Raw genomic sequence first — 15,516 nt, 5'->3', positions numbered from 1 at the left:
TATCGTTCACCGGCGATCGCTTTCGGACGTACACCGGTGCGAACGGTGACCTCGGGTCGCCGGACGCGTTGAGCAGGGCGTGTCTTCTCCCTCCCCCCGCGCACCTCTCCCCCCGGCCGCCCCGGCGGTGGTCCCGAAGCCCTTCCTGCTGACACCGCACCAGGGTGAGGCCGCGCGCGCCCTCCTGGCCTACGTGAGCGCCCTGCCGTTGAGCGGGGCGGACGCGCAGCTCCTCGCCACCGTCGTCGCGATCCGGGCCGCCCGCCGAGGCGTCGGCAACCTCACCGGCCAGGACCTGCGGAGCCTCCGGCTCACCGATCCGGAGGCAGCGGTCACGGCCCTCGCCGCGCTGGGCTGGCAGGGCCAGGAGGCGCTGCTCGGTGACGATCTCGTGACCCCCGCGGGCGTGACCGTCCCGGACCTCGGGAGCCGGCCGGACTCCCGGCTGCCCTTCGGCAAGGTCATGCGTTCCCGGGTGTCGGGCTGGACGGTCCGCACCCTGTCCGCCAAGCCGGTCAAGAAGACCTCGACCGCCGCCCGGCTGGCCGCGCTGTTCCTGGCCGCTCACGGACCGGCCGACGCGCACGGCACGCTGCCCGCTCATCTGCCGGACCCGTGTCGTGCCGCCCTGCCCGAGCTGCTCACCAAGGGATTCCTCCGGGAGCTGGACGGCGACCGGTACGCCCTGGCCGACGCGGTGCGCCATCTGTCCGGCCTGCGGCCCCTGCCCGACACCGAGCCCGCCGTGCGGGACGAGCCGGAGGCGGAGGGGCCGAGCTGGGAGGAGTGGAAGGACCGGGCGAGCGTGGCCCTCCGGCGGCATGTCGAGGCCGTCGAGAGCTGCGCCGCGTGCGCACTCTCCACCTCCCGGGTGTCGGAGGCGTTCATGCGCAAGGCGGTCCCCGCCCAGTTCGGGGAGAAGGCGCGCCGGGCCTACGGCGTCTGGGCCGCCGCATACCCCGATCAGGGGCCCGCGGCTGCCGCGTCGGCCGCCGCCTTCCGCGCGGCGCACGGCCACGGACCCTCCGTCAAGCAGCTGTGCAAGGAGCTCGGCTGGGGCAAGATGTCCCGGGAACTGCGCATCCACGTGATCCGTCGGCTGATCGCCGAAGGCTGGCTGACGAACACCGATCCGGTGCCGTGGACCCTTCGCCCGGGCCGGGCCGCGCAGACGGGGGCCGCAGCGGCCGCCCCCGCGGCGGCTCGCCGCGGCTGAGGCGGCCGCACTCCCGCACTGACGACGGCGGTGGCGTCCGGCGTCCCGCCCGCGCCCCGGTGCCCGAGACCGTGCCGCCCGGACCGGTACCGGCAACTCCGCCCCGGGCCATGCGTGTTGGCAGGGTTCAAAGCGAGGGTGACGGGCATGCCAGGCGTAGCGCGCGTGCCCCCCACAGACACGCGCCGACCGGGAGGACGCAGTGAGAAGCAGGACACCCATCCGCAAGGCCGCCCTCGTCGTGACGAGCGCCGCGGCGCTCGTCGTCGCCTCGGCGGGCAGCGCGTTCGCCGCCCCGCCGCCGGCGCTGCCCGCCGCCGCGGACGCCCTGGAGCAGACGTACCAGCCGGCGTTCGACTACGACACGGACGGTTGCTACCCGACGCCGGCGATCGGCCCCGACGGTGCGATCGCCACCGGGCTCAACACCACCGGTGCGGTCAACGGCAGTTGCCACGACGCCGAGGATCTGGACAACACCAACGGCTACGCCCGTTCCCTGTGCAACAACGGCTGGTGTGCCGTGATGTACGGGCTCTACTTCGAGAAGGACCAGGCGGTGGCCGGCAGCGGGCTCGGCGGTCACCGGCACGACTGGGAGCACGTCGTGGTGTGGATCAAGGACGACGAGGCGCGCTACGTGTCCACCTCCGCCCACGGGGACTTCGACGTCTACAACCGTGATCAGATCCGCTGGGACGGCAACCACCCGAAGGTCGTCTACCACAAGGACGGAATCGGCACCCACTGCTTCCGCCCCGCGAACGCCAACGACGAACCGCCGGAGAACCATTACCACGACTGGCGGTTCCCCACCCTCGTCGGCTGGAACGGCTACCCGGCCGGACTCCGGGACAAGCTGGTGCAGGCGGACTTCGGCAGTGCGGTCTTCGGGCTCAAGGACGGCAATTTCGGCAACCACCTGGAGAAGGCCCTTCCGACCGGCATCCCCTTCGATCCGAACGGCTGATCCCAAGGGCTGATCCGAGGGGCTGATCCGAGGGGCCGGGCGACGCGCAGGCGGACGCCCGGCCCTGCCGTCCGCACACCGAGGACACGGCCGGCGCCGTGCCCGTCGTCCTGCGGGCGGAGCGCGCGGCCGGGGGAACGGGACCGGCTGTCAGTGGTGGCTGTGATGCTGCACGTATGGACGAACTGATGAGGCGCCGCGTCTACGGCGCCGACCACGACGACCCCGACCCGGGACCCCGGCCAGGGCGCGTCTACGTGGAGCTGGTGGGCGGACCGCTGGACGGCCTGCTCCTCGACGTGACCGGCTGGCCCCGGGACCGCCTGGCCGCGGGGGCCGCGCTCGGCACCGAACTGGGGAGATTCGGTGCGGGAGGCCGCACCGTGTACGGGCCCCTGGCTGCCGATCCGCAGCGCTGGGCCTGGGAGGCGGACAGCCCCTGAGCCGCCCGGTCCTGTGCGCAGCCGGGTGCGGTGCGGGGAAGCGGCGTGGTGGCCGTCGGCGGGGCGGTGCACCACGGTCTCCGGCCCGACCGGACGGTGGTCGCGGGTCGGCCTGCCCACCACACCCGCCCGCTCCGGGCGGAGGGCTCACCCCGGCCGGTGCCTGCCATCGGCCGAGGCTGACCGTCCCGGTGCGGAAGCCGTCCGGGCGGGCGCCGAGGATGCCCGTCCGCTGTGCTGAAGCCGTGCGGGAAGGCCGCTTCCTCGCGCCCCGGCGGGACGTCCCCTCGGTATCGGCGAAACGGACCCCTCCTCGGTATCGGCGGCCGGTCCCGCAGGTCCGGGGCCGCCTGTTCGTCACCGCGGGGCCGCGCCCGCCGACCCGGATCGTGGTGTGCGCGGCAGGCGAGGTCTGACCGCGGTATCCGGGGGCATATGCGTTCCAACGACGAAAGGGACATGTCATGTTGGGTATTGGCGCGGCCGTACTGTTCTTCATCGCTTTCCTGATCAACGCTGCCGAGATAGCGACGAACGACGTCTTCTCCTCGACGAACGTCATGCTGATCGGCCTGATCCTGCTGGCCCTGCACGTCGCGGGCATCGGGAACGGGCGCAGAGTCGGCCGGCGATGATCCTCGCGTGCCCGGCCGGAACACCGTGGTGGCGGCGTTCCGGCCGGGCACGCGCGGAGGCGGGCGCGCTCGTCCGGGGCTGCTGTCGCCGGACCGGTCCGTCCGCAGGGGGCGGGACGAGCCGATCGGCCGCGGTGCCGTGCCCTACGACCGGCCGGCGAACATTCCGGCCAGCTCACGCCATTCGGCCCGGGGGAGTCCGCTGCGGCCCTCGCCGGCGGTGAGCACCTGGAGTGCCACGTGATCGGCGCCGGCGTCGAGGTACTCGCGCGTCCGGGCCTGCACCCGCTCGGCGTCGCCCAGGGCGAACAGGGCGTCGAGGAGACGGACGCTGCCGCCTCCGTCGAAGTCGGCTTCGGCGAAGCCGAGGCGCAACAGGTTGTCGGTGTAGTTGGGCAGCTTGAGATAGAGCGCGAGCATGGTCCGCGCCGTGGTGCGGGCCCGCTCCAGGTCGGTGTCGAGGACCACGGAGAGTTCGGGGGCGAGCAGTGCGTCGGGACCCAGCGCCGCACGTGCCTCCGCCGTGTGTTCGGCGGTGACCAGATAGGGGTGGGCGCCCAGCGAGCGGCCGGTGGCCAGCTTCAGCATCTTGGGACCGAGGGCGGCCAGGACCCGGTGTCCCGGGTCCACCGGGGGCTTCGCGGCGTCGAGGGCATCCAGATAGGCGACCATCGCGCTGTAGGGCTTCGCGTAGCGGGGCACCATCGGGCCGTGGCTGACGCCCAGACCGAGCACGAACCGCCCCCGCGCGCTCGCGGCGATCGAGGCGATCTGCGCGGCCACCTCCTCCGCGGTGTGGTCCCAGATGCTCAGGATGCCGGTGGCCACGGTGACCGTGCGGGTGGCGGCGACGAGGGCCGCGGCGTCCTCGACCGACGCGTTCCCGCCGATCCAGAGGGTGCCGTAGTCCAGCTCCTCGAGCTCGGCGACGGCTTCCGCGATCGCGGCTCTGCCCGCGTCGTCGGTACGCGACCCGTGCAGGGCGCTGCTCCAGATGCCGACCTGTCCGAACGTCTCACGCTTGTCTGCACTCATGGTGAGGTCAACCGCGTCCCGGCGCGCCTATTCCCGGCCGGGCGAGGGTTCGTCCGAACGGAGCCGGCCCCGGAGGCGGGACGGGCGTCGAGGACGGCAAGGAAGGCGGAACGGGCGTCGAGGACGGGACGGACGGGCGGTGGACGGTGGCGCGTGCGCGGGGTGGTGGCACCGGGGCGGAGGGTGCGTCCGCGAGCGACGGCGCCGCCCGGACCTTTCGAGACTGCCCGTGGGCGCCGCCGGGCCGTCGCTCCGCGTGCGACGCAGCCCGGCCGGCCTCTCCCGGTGCGACCGTTCCGTGGACGTTCACGTGGTGCTTACGGTGGGGCCCCGTGCCAGCCGGCTCTCCGGGATTGGCTTCACGGCGTCCTGTTCGACGTGACAGACGAGGCACCCATGTCCCTGAAGCACGCACTGGCCGGTCTGACCCTCTCCCTCGCGCTCGTGGTCCCGGCGACCGCGCACGCGGCCGTGCCCCCGCACGCGGCCGAGTCGTTCCCCGCGGCCGCGCCGCCCCATGCGCACGGGCCGGCTCACCGTCCCGTGTTCGATCTGCAGGCCCATCGCGGAGGCCTCGGGCTGACCACGGAGTCGTCCCTGGAGGGGTTCGGCAAGGCGCTGCGCCTGGGCGTCAGCACCCTGGAGCTCGACACCCAGATCACCAGGGACCGGCGGGTGGTCGTGACCCATGACCGCCAGGTCAGCGCCCAGAAGTGCCGGGACACCGGTCCGTCGGCACCGCGCGATCCGATGTATCCGTACGTCGGAAAATACATCAAGGATCTGACGCTCGCGCAGATCAGGACGATGGACTGCGGATACCGGCAGCTGCCCGGCTTCCCGGAGCAGGAGCGGATCGCAGGCGCCCGGATGGCCGAGCTCAAGGACGTCCTCGGGCTGGTGCGGAAGCACGGGGCGAAGCGTGTGAGGCTCAACATCGAGACCAAGGTCGAGGCCGGGGCACCCGAGCAGACCGCTCCGCGCTCCTTGTTCGTCCGCCGCGTCTTCGAGGAGATCCACCGGTCGGGCATCGAGGACCAGGTGTCCGTCCAGTCCTTCGACTGGGGATCACTGCGGGAGATGCACACGCTCGCTCCGGACTACCCGCTGGTGGCGCTGACCAACTACGACTTCCTCCAGGTGGGCGAGCCCGGGGCCTCGCCCTGGCTCGGCGGGATCGACGCCGACGACTACGGCGGGGACTTCGTGAGGGCCGCCGCAGCCGTCCCCGGGGTGACCGCGCTGTCCCCCAACTACGGCTTCCCGCAGAACGGCACCGTCGCGGACCCCGGCTTCCGCTTCTACCCCGACCGGACGATGGTGCGGGACGCCCACCGCCGTGGACTGAAGGTGATCCCCTGGACCTGTGACGACCCCGCCACCGTCGAGGCGCTGATGGACATGGGGGTCGACGGGATCATCACCGACTATCCGGACCGTGTGCGGGACCTCATGGCCGAGCGCGGCATGCCCCTGCCGAGGGCGTACCCGGTGCCGCGTCCCTGACGCGCCGCGGGCGGTTCCCGGAGGCGCGCCCCGTCCCTCCGGCCCGCCGCGCACACCCCGGGGGTACGGCTACGGAGCGGTAACCGCGGCGGTGTCGAGATCCGGGGCCGACACGGGGCTGTAGTAGACGGACCGGCCCTGCTTGGAGCGCTCCAGCAGCCCGTGCGCGACTCCTTGCTCCAGGGTGTTCCGCACGACGGTGACCTGCGGCGAGCGCTGCGGATGAGCCTCCGTCAGCGCCGCGGCCACCTCTGCGGCCGACTTCGGCTCCCGCTGGCCCGCGAGGTACGACGTGACCAGCTCACGCCACGTCGGCCCGCCGGTCCCCTTCGACGACACCTTCCTGGAAGACGCGGTCCGCCCCGCGTCACTCCGCTGCCCCGCTCGCGCACCGGACTTCGGCGTGCTTCCCCGCTTCTTCGCCGCCGCCCCGCCCCCGGCCGACCGCGCGGCGGGTACGGACGCCGGTGCCCGGCGGCCCTTGCCCGCACGGGAGGCGGACTTCACGGCGTCGCCCAGTACGTCCTGCATCCTGACCAGGATCCGCTCGCCCTCCTCCAGTTGGGCGATCTCGTCCTGGAGCCGGGTCAGCTCGGCACGCGCCCGGTCCTGCTCGCTGCGGTTCGCGGCGAGATCGTCCTCGATCCGCTGCGCGTAGTCCGCGCTGATGCCGGAAGTAGGAGTGTTTTCGGACATGCAGTCCTCGTCCTTCGGTCGTCGTGTCTCAAAGAAGCAGGGCGGCCGATGCTACCGACACCGGGGGAGCCACCGCCGGGGCAGCACCGATCCGCCCCGCCGCGGGCCTTCGGACCCCTCGGATCACCGGCCCCACCTGCCCCGTCGGTGTCCGCCCGCGCGGGTGAACCGGACGCCGCGTCAGCGCCTCGCCTCCCTCGCGTGCCGTGCGTAGGAGTGAGTCGAGCGCACAACTCCTCCACATCCCGTCGTTGCTCTCTGGTGGGGGCCGGTTTCGCCATGTAGCGTCACTGCCAGATGTCGTGGTTCGCCGTACAAGCCCGCGCTTCGGTGCGGGCGTTTCGCTGTGTCGGCGCGGTCCACGACGCCTCCGGGCACGCGTGGTGCGGATCCGGATATCAACGGGAAGGCATGAGCATGGCCAGCGGAACCGTCAAGTGGTTCAACGCCGAAAAGGGTTTCGGCTTCATCCAGCAGGACGGCGGCGGGCCGGACGTCTTCGCGCACTACTCCGCCATCAACGCCACCGGCTTCCGGGAGCTCCAGGAAGGCCAGGCCGTCACCTTCGACGTCACCCAGGGCCAGAAGGGCCCGCAGGCGGAGAACATCACGACCGCCTGACGGTGTAGGTCGAGATCAACCAGGCCCCGGGGAGCACGATCCCGGGGCCTGGTGATCTGTATCGGCCGTTCCGTTCTCCCACGGAGCGAACCGGTCGGCGTCACGCCCCGAGGACGACGCGCCCCCGCCGAGCCCCCGAGGGCCGCCGCGGCCCGCGGCCCTCGTACGCACCGCCGGGCGTCGCCCGGCCCCGGCACTCCCCGGCATGCTCCGGGCCCTTGGTGGTCCCCGGGCCACGGTCCTCCCCGACGTTTCCCGGGCCCCCGGCATTCCCGGGCCCCCGGTCCTCCCTGACGTTCCCCTGGCCCCGGCACTCACCGTTCCGCGATGCGCGGACGCGACGGACGGACGCGACGGGCGGACGGTGACCCGGTGCGCCTCGCGCGGGTCGAGCCTGCGAAGTGGCCCGACCGCCGACCGCCGACCGCCGACCGCCGACCGCCGACCGCCGACCGCCGACCGCCGACCGCCGACCGCCGACCGCCGACCGCCGACCTCCGCCCGCCGCCCGCGTCCGACTTCGCCGTCCGCCCCGGAGGGTGCCCCGGGCCCGGACCGGGTAGGTGCTCGATGCGCAGGCCCGGAGCCGGGCCTGCCGGACGGACAGGCCGACGCCGGGGCCGCACCGGATCTCCGGCCGCCCGGCTCATCGAGGAGTCAGCACGTGGAGTCAGACGAGGGCGTGGGGAACGACCATCACCGAGCGCAGGTGATCGTGGTGGGCGCGGGACCCGCGGGTTCGGCCGCGGCGCTGCACCTGGCGAGGGCCGGAGTGGACGTACTGCTGCTGGAGAAGGGGAACTTCCCGCGCGACAAGGTGTGCGGCGACGGACTCACCCCGCGCGGGGTGCAGCAACTGGTGCGGATGGGCGTCGACATCGACGCCCCGGGCTGGATGCGCACCAAGGGCATGCGCTGGGTGTGCGGAGGGCGCCAGGTGCACATCGACTGGCCGCGCTCGGGCAGCAGCCCGGACTTCGGACTCACCCGGTCCCGGCACGACTTCGACGACATCCTGGCCCGCCACGCGGTGGCCGCCGGTGCCAGGCTGTGCCTGGAGACCAAGGCGACGGGCCCGCTGACCGACCGGGCCGGCCGCATCGTCGGCGTCAGCACCGTCACCGGGGCCGACAAGCGGCCGGTGAACTACCGCGCCCCGCTGGTGATCGCTGCCGACGGCGCCTCCGCCCGTACGGCCCTCGCCATGGGGCTGGAACGCGATCCGGACAAGCCGATGGCCACCGCCGCGCGACGCTACTACCGCAGCGAGGCCCGTACGCACGACCCCTACCTGGAGCTCTGGGCCGACCTGCGCTGTTCCCGCACCGGGCGCGACCTGCCGGGATACGGCTGGATCTTCCCGCTCGGCGACGGCCGTGTGAACGTCGGCCTGGGTGCCCTGCCGCATCGCGGCCACGGGGCGATCGACCTGCGGGCCACCATGGACCGGTGGCTGGAGCGGGTGCCCGCGGACTGGGGGCTGCGGGAGGAGAACGCCGACTCGCCCATGCGGAGCGCCGCGCTGCCCATGGGGTTCAACCGCCGTCCGCAGTACGGTCGCGGGCTGCTCCTGGTCGGCGACAGCGGGGGCATGGTCAGCCCGTGGAGCGGTGAGGGCATCGTGCAGGCGATGGAGGCGGGCGAGGTCGCCGCCGAGACCGTCGCCCTCGCCCTGCACCGCTCCGAGGGTCCCGGGCGTGAGCAGGCCCTCCACCAGTACGCGAGCGAGGTCAACCGCCGCTGGGGGCGCTACTACCGGCTCGGCAACAGCGTCGCCGACCTGGTGCTCGCCCGCTACGGCTACCGGCCGCTGCTCAGCCCGCGTGTCATGGCTTCGCCGGCGCTGGTGCGCACCCTCGCCCGGCTTCTGACGCACGGGAGCGACGCGCCGACGGACGATCTCATCGACACCGTCGTCCGGAGCGTCGTGCGGATGGTTCCCGCGTCGGGCCGGCGTGCGCGGGGCCTGGAGCGCGGACGCCGGTGAGCCGCGGGGTGCCCGGCCGGCGGGCCGAACCGTCGTGCAGCTGAGGTCAGCCGAGGGCGACGCGGGGTGCGGCTTCTGCGGCCGGGCCGCCGCGGAGCCGCACAGCCGTGCGCGTGCGTCCCGTCAGGGCCGTGCTCCCCGGCCGGGGCCCGCCGTGCCCCGCTCCGGCCGCCGGACCGGCCGGGGGAGTTCGGCGCGGCGCACCGCTCCGGAGGCCAGGACGACGACCACGCCCAGACCGGCGAAGGCGCCGCAGCCCACGAACACGGGGGCGCTGCCCCAGGCCCCGATGGCCGCCCCGACCAGCGGATAGCTGAGCGGGGCGATTCCGACGGAGACCAGCATCCCGACGGAGGTGACCCGGCCGAGGTACGCGGGCTCGACCGAGATCTGGACCAGCGCGTTGTTCAGACCGGCGAAGACGCCCGCGCACAGCCCGGTCACCACGGCCGCGACCACGGCGATCCAGAGCGCCGGCACCAGCGCGATGGCCGCGGCCCCCGCGGAGCACACGGCCAGCGTGCCCGCCAGCACGAGGCCCGCACGCGGCAGCCAGCCGATGACGGTGAGGAGCACGGCGCTGACGGCCGCACCCGTCCCGAAGCCGCTGATGATCCAGCCGTAGCCGGAAGGCCCCCAGCCGCGCTCCGCGTTCAGCAGCACCATGCCGACGTTCAGGGTGCCGATGAGCCCGAGCTCGCAGACGCCGCCGACCAGGACGAGCGGACCCACGAGACGGTGCCGGCGGATGTGGCGCAGCCCGTCCAGGAGGTCCTGGCGTGCGGTCCCGGGGCCCGGCCGCTCCACCGGGCCCTTCTCCAGGGGCCGCAGGCGCATCGTCGCGAGGAAGGGCAGGGACAGGGCGAAGAGCAGGCCGGCCACGGCGAACGTGGCCGCGGTACCGCCCAGCCCCATGGCCAGGCCGCCGGCCGGCGGACCCGCGATCTGGCTGAGGCGCACCGACAGGGAGCGCATGCCGGTGACACGGGCCAGCTGGTCGGGGCCGGTGATCCTCGGGGGCAGGGCGCCTATCGCCGGCACGAACAGCGCGTCCACGGCGCCGAAGACCAGTGCCACCGCGACCAGGATCCACAGCGACGGCGCGGTCAGGGCGATCCCGCCGGCCACCGCCAGGATGAGGAGGCAGCGCAGCGCGTCGCTGCCCAGGATCACCCGGCGCGGATCCGACCGGTCCGCCACCACGCCCCCGACGAGCATCAGCAACGCCCGCGGCACGGCCCCCACGGCCATGACGAGACCGACCTCGGCGGGACCGCCGGTCTTCTGCGCCGACCATCCGAGAGCGACGAAGTACACGCTGTCGCCGACGAGTGAGGCGGTGTACGCGACGAGCCACCGCAGCACGTTGCCGTCACGGTAGGCGGGCAGGGCGGGGCCACGGGGTGGGGCCGGGTCGGTGGTGGTCAAGCGGGGCTCCTGGATGTGGGTGTCGGGGCCGGATCAGGGCCGGAACGGGAAGCCGTAGAGGTGCACGGACACGTGCTCGCGGTCCTCCGCGGCCCCGGCAGCTTGGCCGCGGTCCCGCCAGCGCCGCGCCACCGCGTTGAACTCCTCGCTCATCTCCGCGAGTTCGGCGGGCGTCAGATCGAGGAGCCACTCCGAGCTGAACGCGGCGTCGGTCCACGCCCCGCCCCAGGAGGCCGACCGGTCCAGATAGGCGCGGTACTGGGAGGCACGGGTCTCGAAGATGCCCCGGGTCAGCGCACCGGCCACCGCCGCGCCCTCGGGGGTGGCCGCGAAGTCCGAGGAACGGAAGCCCCAGCCCTCCTCGGTCGCCACCTGCCACCACCGCTCCCGGCCGTCGGCGCCCCGCCCGCTCGCCCCGGTCACGAAGCCGTGCTCGGCCAGCGTGCGCAGGTGGTAGCTGACCAGTGACGGAGCCTGGCCGACCTGATCGGCGAGCTGGGAGGCGGTCGCCGTACCCGCCGCGAACAGCAGCCGGTAGAGCTGCATCCGCAGGGGATGGGTGAAGGCCTTCAGCCGGCGCAGGCCGGTGATCTGCTCGGGCTCGCGCTTCTCTCGCATGCGCGCCGACGATAGATGCGCACATTTTATTGCGCAATAATATTTTCACATCTGTTGTGTGTCCCGCCGGAGAGCGGACGTGCGCGGCCGGAAGCCGTCCTCCCCTGCGCCACGGACGTGCGCCGCCCGCCGCCCGTCGGCGTGGTATCGATGGTCCCGGAGCCCCGCGCGGGGGAGCGGGCACCGTGCGGGACCCCCGGCCGTCTCCGGGCCCTCCGGAGAGCCGGAGAACACGTCGGCCGCCGATGTCGAGAACCGGTCGCCCGCTCCGTCCCCGGGGTGAACGCGACCACGACGGGTCGCACAGCGCAGAGGAGAGAACCACCGATGGCCAAGTACCTGCTGCTCAAGCACTACCGAGGCGCACCCGATCCGGTCAACGACGTGCCGATGGACCGCTGGACGCCCGAGGAGATCTCCGCCCACATGCGGTACATGGAGGACTTCGCGGCCCGCCTGGAGGGGACCGGCGAGTACGTCGACGGCCAGGCGCTCTCCCCCGAGGGGACCTTCGTCCGGTACGACGGCGAGGGCCGGCCGCCGGTCACCGACGGGCCGTTCGCCGAGACCAAGGACCTCATCGCCGGATGGATGGTGATCGACGTCGACGACTACGAGCGCGCCGTCGAACTGGCCGGGGAGCTGTCCGCCGCCCCCGGTGCGGGCGGGAAGCCGATTCACGAGTGGCTCGAACTGCGCCCCTTCCTGACCGCCCCGCCCACCGTCACGGAGTGAACCCCGGGGTGAACGAGGCCCGGCTCAGGAGCCTCACGCCGAGCGTGCTCGGCATCCTCGTCCGCCGCGGAGCCGACTTCGCGGCGGCCGAGGACGCCCTCCAGGACGCACTCGTCGAGGCGGTCCGCGTCTGGCCGTCCGATCCGCCCCAGGACGCCAAGGGGTGGCTGGTCACCGTGGCCTGGCGCCGATTCCTCGACGCGGCCCGCGCGGACGCCTCCCGGCGCCGGCGCGAGGACCGCGTCGACGAGGAGCCGGTCCCCGGACCGGCTCCCGCGTCCGACGACACGCTCCAGCTCTACTTCCTGTGCGCCCACCCGTCGCTGACCCCCTCGTCCGCGGTGGCGCTCACGCTGCGCGCCGTCGGCGGGCTGACCACCCGGCAGATCGCCCGGGCCTACCTCGTGCCCGAGGCGACCATGGCGCAGCGCATCAGCCGCGCCAAGCGAACCGTCTCCGGTGTCCGGTTCGACCGGCAGGGGGACGTGTCCACCGTGCTGCGCGTCCTCTATCTGGTCTTCAACGAGGGCTACTCGGGAGACGTCGACCTGGCGGCCGAGGCCATCAGGCTCACCCGGCAGCTCGCCACGTCGATCGACCACCCCGAGGTGTCGGGGCTGCTCGCCCTGATGCTGCTGCACCACGCGCGGCGCCCCGCCCGGACCGCGCCGGACGGCAGCCTGGTGCCGCTCGCCGAGCAGGACCGCAGCCGCTGGGACACCGGGGCGATCGCCGAGGGCGTGCACATCCTCCAGCGCGCCCTGGGCGGGGACGGGCTGGGGGAGTTCCAGGCCCAGGCGGCGATCGCCGCACTCCACGCGGACGCCCCCACCGCCGAGGAGACCGACTGGGTGCAGATCGTGGAGTGGTACGACGAGCTCGCCCGGCTGACCGACAGCCCGGTCGTCCGGCTCAACCGCGCCGTGGCCGTCGGCCAGGCCGACGGTCCGCGCGCCGGCCTGACGGCGCTCGCGGCGCTGGACGACACCCTTCCGCGCTACGACGCGGTGGCGGCGTACCTCCACGAACGCGACGGCGACCCGGTGACCGCGGCGAGGCTGTACGCCCGGGCGGCCGGGAAGGCGCGCGACCTGGCCGAGCGCGACCACCTGACGCGGCAGGCCGCTCGGCTCAACTCCCGTCCGGCCGGCTGACGGTCCCCCCCGCGCACGGCCCGGCCGTGGAGGCCCGCCCGGCCGGTACCCCGCGGGCGTGATCGGCGGGACGCCGCGCACGGCGTGCCGCCGGTCAGGGCTGCGGCGCTCCGTCGGCCGCCTCGTGGGCGTGCTTCAGCGCCATGCGGACCTCGACGGCTTCGCCCCGGTCCACCGTCGCCCAGTACGGGTGGGTGGAGACCGTGACGCTCAGGTCGAGCAGCTGTGTCCGCAGCCGGGCGATCTCGTCGCGCTGTTCGGGGGTGTAACCGGGGCTGTCGCCCTTCTCGGACCGGTACTCGGTGTGCAGGTGCTTCTCGCCCTGCCACCCGGGCATCGGCTCGGCTGACCAGGGGAGAGCCGCGGCACAGCGGTCCAGCGCTGTGCGGGTCCGGTGGAGGGCGAGCTGGGCGTCTCGCAGGTCCTGGGGGAAGTCGTACATGGGCACCCCGGGATAGTACGTCTGTTCGATTTACGGGCGCGAGTCACACGCCGGGCGGTCGATTTCCGGCCACTCGGATTCATGCGATCGGCGGACGCCGTGCCGTCCCGGGCCTGCGAGGAGTCGCCGCCGGCCCGGCCGCTCCTTCCCCGGCCGGCCGCGCGAGGCCGCACGGCTCGACCCCGGAGGCCGCGGTCTCCGGCAGGGGCGGACCGGAGCCGCGGGTGTCCCTCAGGCCCGTCCCGGCGCCTCGGCCGTCGGGTCCGGGCGGCCGTCATGGCGCGCGAGCACACGGTGCGGGTCGGCGCCGGTGACGCGGACGTGGTCGGTGTGGATGGTCGCGGCGGTCAGCCGGGGCACCGCGTGGATCAACGCGTGTTCGGCCGCGACCGCCCGTTCGTGCGCCTGGACGACCGTCAGCCGGGCGTCGACGACGATGTCGGCCTCGGCCCGCAGGGTGTGGCCGATCCAGCGCATCCGTACCGGCCCGATGTCCCGCACCCCGTCCACGCCCCGCAACGCGTCCTCCGCAGCGGTGACCAGGGCGGGGTCGACGGAGTCCATCAGGCGCCGGCAGACCTCGCGGGCGGCGTCCTTCAGTACGAACAGGATCGCGGCGGTGATCAGCAGTCCGACGACCGGGTCGGCCGCCCGCCACCCGAGAGCCGCGCCCCCCGACCCGACGAGCACGGCGAGGGAGGTGAACCCGTCGGTCCGCGCGTGCAGCCCGTCGGCGACCAGGGCGGCCGAGCCGATCCTCCGCCCGGTGCGGATCCGGAGACGGGCGACCCATTCGTTGCCGACGAAGCCGGCCAGCGCCGCTGCGGAGACGGCCCACAGATGCGTGAGGTCGCGGGGGCCGAGCAGGCGCTCGACGGCCACCCGGGCGGTCAGTACGGCGGACGCGGCGATGGCGGCCACGACGAGGATGCCCGCGAGGTCCTCGGCACGGCCGTATCCGTACGTGTAGCGGCGGTTCGCGGCCCTGCGCCCGAGCAGGAACGCCAGGCCGAGGGGGAGGGCGGTGAGCGCGTCGGCGGCGTTGTGGATCGTGTCGCCGAGCAGCGCCACCGACCCGGACAGGGCGACGACGAGTGTCTGGACGACGGTCGTCGCCCCCAGGACGACGAGCGAGATCCACAGCGTGCGCATGCCCGCGCGGGACGTCTCCATCGCCCTGTCGACCTTGTCCGCGGCCTCGTGACCGTGCGGCCGGACCGCGTGCGCGAGCCTGTGGCGGAGCCGGCCCGACAGGGACCCCGCGGACCGGTGCGGCGTTCCGGCGGCCGTGGGCCCGGGCCGGTGACGGTGCTCATGTGCGCGGGCCGGGTGGGCGTCTCGGTGGGTGTGGGCGCTGTCGGGTGCCTGCGTGTGCCGATTCCCCTCCATGCCCGTCACCGTGGCACATCGAACCCATTGCGGCTACGGCCGTCCTACCCTCCGTGACCAGGTGCGACAGGCTCGCAACCGCACACCGGCGGCGCGCGGAGCGGCGTCACGGCCGCACGCCCCGGTCAGCGGGTCGCGGAACGTTCTGCCGCACGGGCCCACAGGACGAGCGGGACCTGGAGCGGCAGCCGCCCGTAGGCGAGCGCCCGCGCACGTGCGGGGCGGGTGCGCCAGTCGTACGCCATCTTGACGTTGGCGGGGAACACCCCCACGAAGAGGAGCGCGGTCGCCCGGGCGCTGAGGCGACGGGTACGGGGCACGGCGAGTCCCGCCGCGAGTGCCAGCTCGACCGCGCCGCTCGCCCGGGTCCAGGTCCTGGGGTGCCCGGGGAGGGACCGCGGCACGATCGCGTCGAACGACGCGGGGACGGCGAAGTGCGCGACCCCGGCCGCGGCCAGGAAACCGGCAAGCAGCAGGGGCGAACGCGAGGCGTGCGGGGCGTGTGCCATGAGGGCTCCCGAGGATGACCGGCGGTGCGGGCCACGAACATTACTCCTGGGTAAGGGCAGGGTCCCTGGCGCTCCCGCGAGCGGCGTCCACCGCCTCCGGTGACGCGTGCCCACACGGAACCGCCGATGCCG

The 15,516-nt window shown here is 73.9% G+C and carries 15 protein-coding genes and 1 pseudogene; 9 read left to right on the top strand and 7 right to left on the bottom strand.

What is annotated here, in order from left to right; all coding sequences use genetic code 11:
- The first annotated feature begins 79 nt into the window (after window positions 1–79).
- The 4 genes from ABZ172_RS11040 (at window position 80) to ABZ172_RS11025 (ending at window position 3,264) form a co-directional block, all read left to right on the top strand.
- Window positions 80–1,216: a hypothetical protein gene (locus ABZ172_RS11040; RefSeq protein WP_356882524.1), complete on the top strand. Its 1,137-nt coding sequence runs from the start codon at window positions 80–82 to the stop codon at window positions 1,214–1,216.
- Window positions 1,217–1,418: 202 nt separating this feature from the next.
- Window positions 1,419–2,186: an NPP1 family protein gene (locus tag ABZ172_RS11035; RefSeq protein WP_356882522.1), complete on the top strand. Its 768-nt coding sequence runs from the start codon at window positions 1,419–1,421 to the stop codon at window positions 2,184–2,186.
- A gap of 176 nt (window positions 2,187–2,362) precedes the next feature.
- Window positions 2,363–2,629, top strand: a complete 267-nt coding sequence (locus ABZ172_RS11030; protein WP_356882520.1) for a hypothetical protein — start codon at window positions 2,363–2,365, stop codon at window positions 2,627–2,629.
- A gap of 464 nt (window positions 2,630–3,093) precedes the next feature.
- On the top strand, window positions 3,094–3,264 hold the full coding sequence (locus ABZ172_RS11025; protein ID WP_356882518.1) for a hypothetical protein: 171 nt from the start codon (window positions 3,094–3,096) through the stop codon (window positions 3,262–3,264).
- Between the two features lie 144 nt (window positions 3,265–3,408).
- Here the strand turns inward: ABZ172_RS11025 and ABZ172_RS11020 are convergent, their stop codons facing one another.
- Entirely contained in the window at window positions 3,409–4,299 is an 891-nt protein-coding gene (locus tag ABZ172_RS11020; protein ID WP_356882515.1) for an LLM class F420-dependent oxidoreductase, read from the bottom strand.
- A 396-nt stretch (window positions 4,300–4,695) separates the two neighbouring features.
- Here ABZ172_RS11020 and ABZ172_RS11015 point away from each other — a divergent pair, with 396 nt between their 5' ends.
- On the top strand, window positions 4,696–5,805 hold the full coding sequence (locus ABZ172_RS11015; RefSeq protein ID WP_356882513.1) for a glycerophosphodiester phosphodiesterase family protein: 1,110 nt from the start codon (window positions 4,696–4,698) through the stop codon (window positions 5,803–5,805).
- A 69-nt stretch (window positions 5,806–5,874) separates the two neighbouring features.
- Here ABZ172_RS11015 and ABZ172_RS11010 read toward each other — a convergent pair whose 3' ends face one another.
- Complete coding sequence (locus ABZ172_RS11010) at window positions 5,875–6,501, bottom strand: hypothetical protein (RefSeq protein WP_356882511.1); 627 nt, start codon at window positions 6,499–6,501, stop codon at window positions 5,875–5,877.
- A 417-nt stretch (window positions 6,502–6,918) separates the two neighbouring features.
- On the opposite strand from ABZ172_RS11010, the gene ABZ172_RS11005 reads away from it, so the two are divergent.
- Together ABZ172_RS11005 and ABZ172_RS11000 are read left to right on the top strand one after the other, a co-directional pair.
- Entirely contained in the window at window positions 6,919–7,122 is a 204-nt protein-coding gene (locus ABZ172_RS11005) for a cold-shock protein (protein ID WP_014158060.1), read from the top strand.
- Window positions 7,123–7,786: 664 nt separating this feature from the next.
- Complete coding sequence (locus ABZ172_RS11000) at window positions 7,787–9,109, top strand: geranylgeranyl reductase family protein (RefSeq protein ID WP_356882509.1); 1,323 nt, start codon at window positions 7,787–7,789, stop codon at window positions 9,107–9,109.
- Window positions 9,110–9,232: 123 nt separating this feature from the next.
- Here ABZ172_RS11000 and ABZ172_RS10995 read toward each other — a convergent pair whose 3' ends face one another.
- Together ABZ172_RS10995 and ABZ172_RS10990 are read right to left on the bottom strand one after the other, a co-directional pair.
- The gene (locus tag ABZ172_RS10995; RefSeq protein WP_356882507.1) at window positions 9,233–10,537 is read right to left on the bottom strand and encodes an MFS transporter; all 1,305 of its coding nucleotides are present in this window, start codon (window positions 10,535–10,537) and stop codon (window positions 9,233–9,235) included.
- Between the two features lie 33 nt (window positions 10,538–10,570).
- Window positions 10,571–11,155, bottom strand: coding sequence for a helix-turn-helix domain-containing protein (locus tag ABZ172_RS10990; RefSeq protein ID WP_356882505.1), 585 nt, complete (start codon window positions 11,153–11,155; stop codon window positions 10,571–10,573).
- 327 nt (window positions 11,156–11,482) lie between these two features.
- Here ABZ172_RS10990 and ABZ172_RS10985 point away from each other — a divergent pair, with 327 nt between their 5' ends.
- Complete coding sequence (locus ABZ172_RS10985) at window positions 11,483–11,890, top strand: YciI family protein (RefSeq protein ID WP_356882503.1); 408 nt, start codon at window positions 11,483–11,485, stop codon at window positions 11,888–11,890.
- An 8-nt stretch (window positions 11,891–11,898) separates the two neighbouring features.
- The gene (locus tag ABZ172_RS10980; protein WP_356882747.1) at window positions 11,899–13,044 is read left to right on the top strand and encodes a DUF6596 domain-containing protein; all 1,146 of its coding nucleotides are present in this window, start codon (window positions 11,899–11,901) and stop codon (window positions 13,042–13,044) included.
- A gap of 94 nt (window positions 13,045–13,138) precedes the next feature.
- Here the strand turns inward: ABZ172_RS10980 and ABZ172_RS10975 are convergent, their stop codons facing one another.
- The 3 genes and pseudogenes from ABZ172_RS10975 to ABZ172_RS10965 form a co-directional block, all read right to left on the bottom strand.
- Window positions 13,139–13,486: a hypothetical protein gene (locus ABZ172_RS10975; RefSeq protein ID WP_356882745.1), complete on the bottom strand. Its 348-nt coding sequence runs from the start codon at window positions 13,484–13,486 to the stop codon at window positions 13,139–13,141.
- A gap of 231 nt (window positions 13,487–13,717) precedes the next feature.
- Window positions 13,718–14,731 (bottom strand): annotated as a pseudogene (locus tag ABZ172_RS10970) (cation diffusion facilitator family transporter); the annotation flags it as partial.
- Between the two features lie 269 nt (window positions 14,732–15,000).
- Window positions 15,001–15,384: a DoxX family protein gene (locus ABZ172_RS10965; RefSeq protein WP_356882501.1), complete on the bottom strand. Its 384-nt coding sequence runs from the start codon at window positions 15,382–15,384 to the stop codon at window positions 15,001–15,003.
- Window positions 15,385–15,516 lie beyond the last annotated feature (132 nt).

The sequence above is a fragment of the Streptomyces sp. NPDC006296 genome, assembly GCF_040613235.1.
Classification (GTDB): Bacteria; Actinomycetota; Actinomycetes; order Streptomycetales; family Streptomycetaceae; genus Streptomyces.
The sequence above is the reverse complement of the archived record's forward strand: the minus strand, read 5'-3'. Positions and strand labels throughout refer to the sequence as shown.

What these genes read in the sequence shown, in the direction of transcription:
- ABZ172_RS11020 (WP_356882515.1), bottom strand. Translation starts at nt 4,299, where the DNA reads ATGAGTGCAGACAAGCGTGAGACGTTCGGACAGGTCGGCATCTGGAGC.
- ABZ172_RS10990 (WP_356882505.1), bottom strand. Translation starts at nt 11,155, where the DNA reads ATGCGAGAGAAGCGCGAGCCCGAGCAGATCACCGGCCTGCGCCGGCTG.
- ABZ172_RS11005 (WP_014158060.1), top strand. Translation starts at nt 6,919, where the DNA reads ATGGCCAGCGGAACCGTCAAGTGGTTCAACGCCGAAAAGGGTTTCGGC.
- ABZ172_RS11025 (WP_356882518.1), top strand. Translation starts at nt 3,094, where the DNA reads ATGTTGGGTATTGGCGCGGCCGTACTGTTCTTCATCGCTTTCCTGATC.
- ABZ172_RS10975 (WP_356882745.1), bottom strand. Translation starts at nt 13,486, where the DNA reads ATGTACGACTTCCCCCAGGACCTGCGAGACGCCCAGCTCGCCCTCCAC.
- ABZ172_RS10965 (WP_356882501.1), bottom strand. Translation starts at nt 15,384, where the DNA reads ATGGCACACGCCCCGCACGCCTCGCGTTCGCCCCTGCTGCTTGCCGGT.
- ABZ172_RS10985 (WP_356882503.1), top strand. Translation starts at nt 11,483, where the DNA reads ATGGCCAAGTACCTGCTGCTCAAGCACTACCGAGGCGCACCCGATCCG.
- ABZ172_RS11030 (WP_356882520.1), top strand. Translation starts at nt 2,363, where the DNA reads ATGGACGAACTGATGAGGCGCCGCGTCTACGGCGCCGACCACGACGAC.
- ABZ172_RS11010 (WP_356882511.1), bottom strand. Translation starts at nt 6,501, where the DNA reads ATGTCCGAAAACACTCCTACTTCCGGCATCAGCGCGGACTACGCGCAG.
- ABZ172_RS11015 (WP_356882513.1), top strand. Translation starts at nt 4,696, where the DNA reads ATGTCCCTGAAGCACGCACTGGCCGGTCTGACCCTCTCCCTCGCGCTC.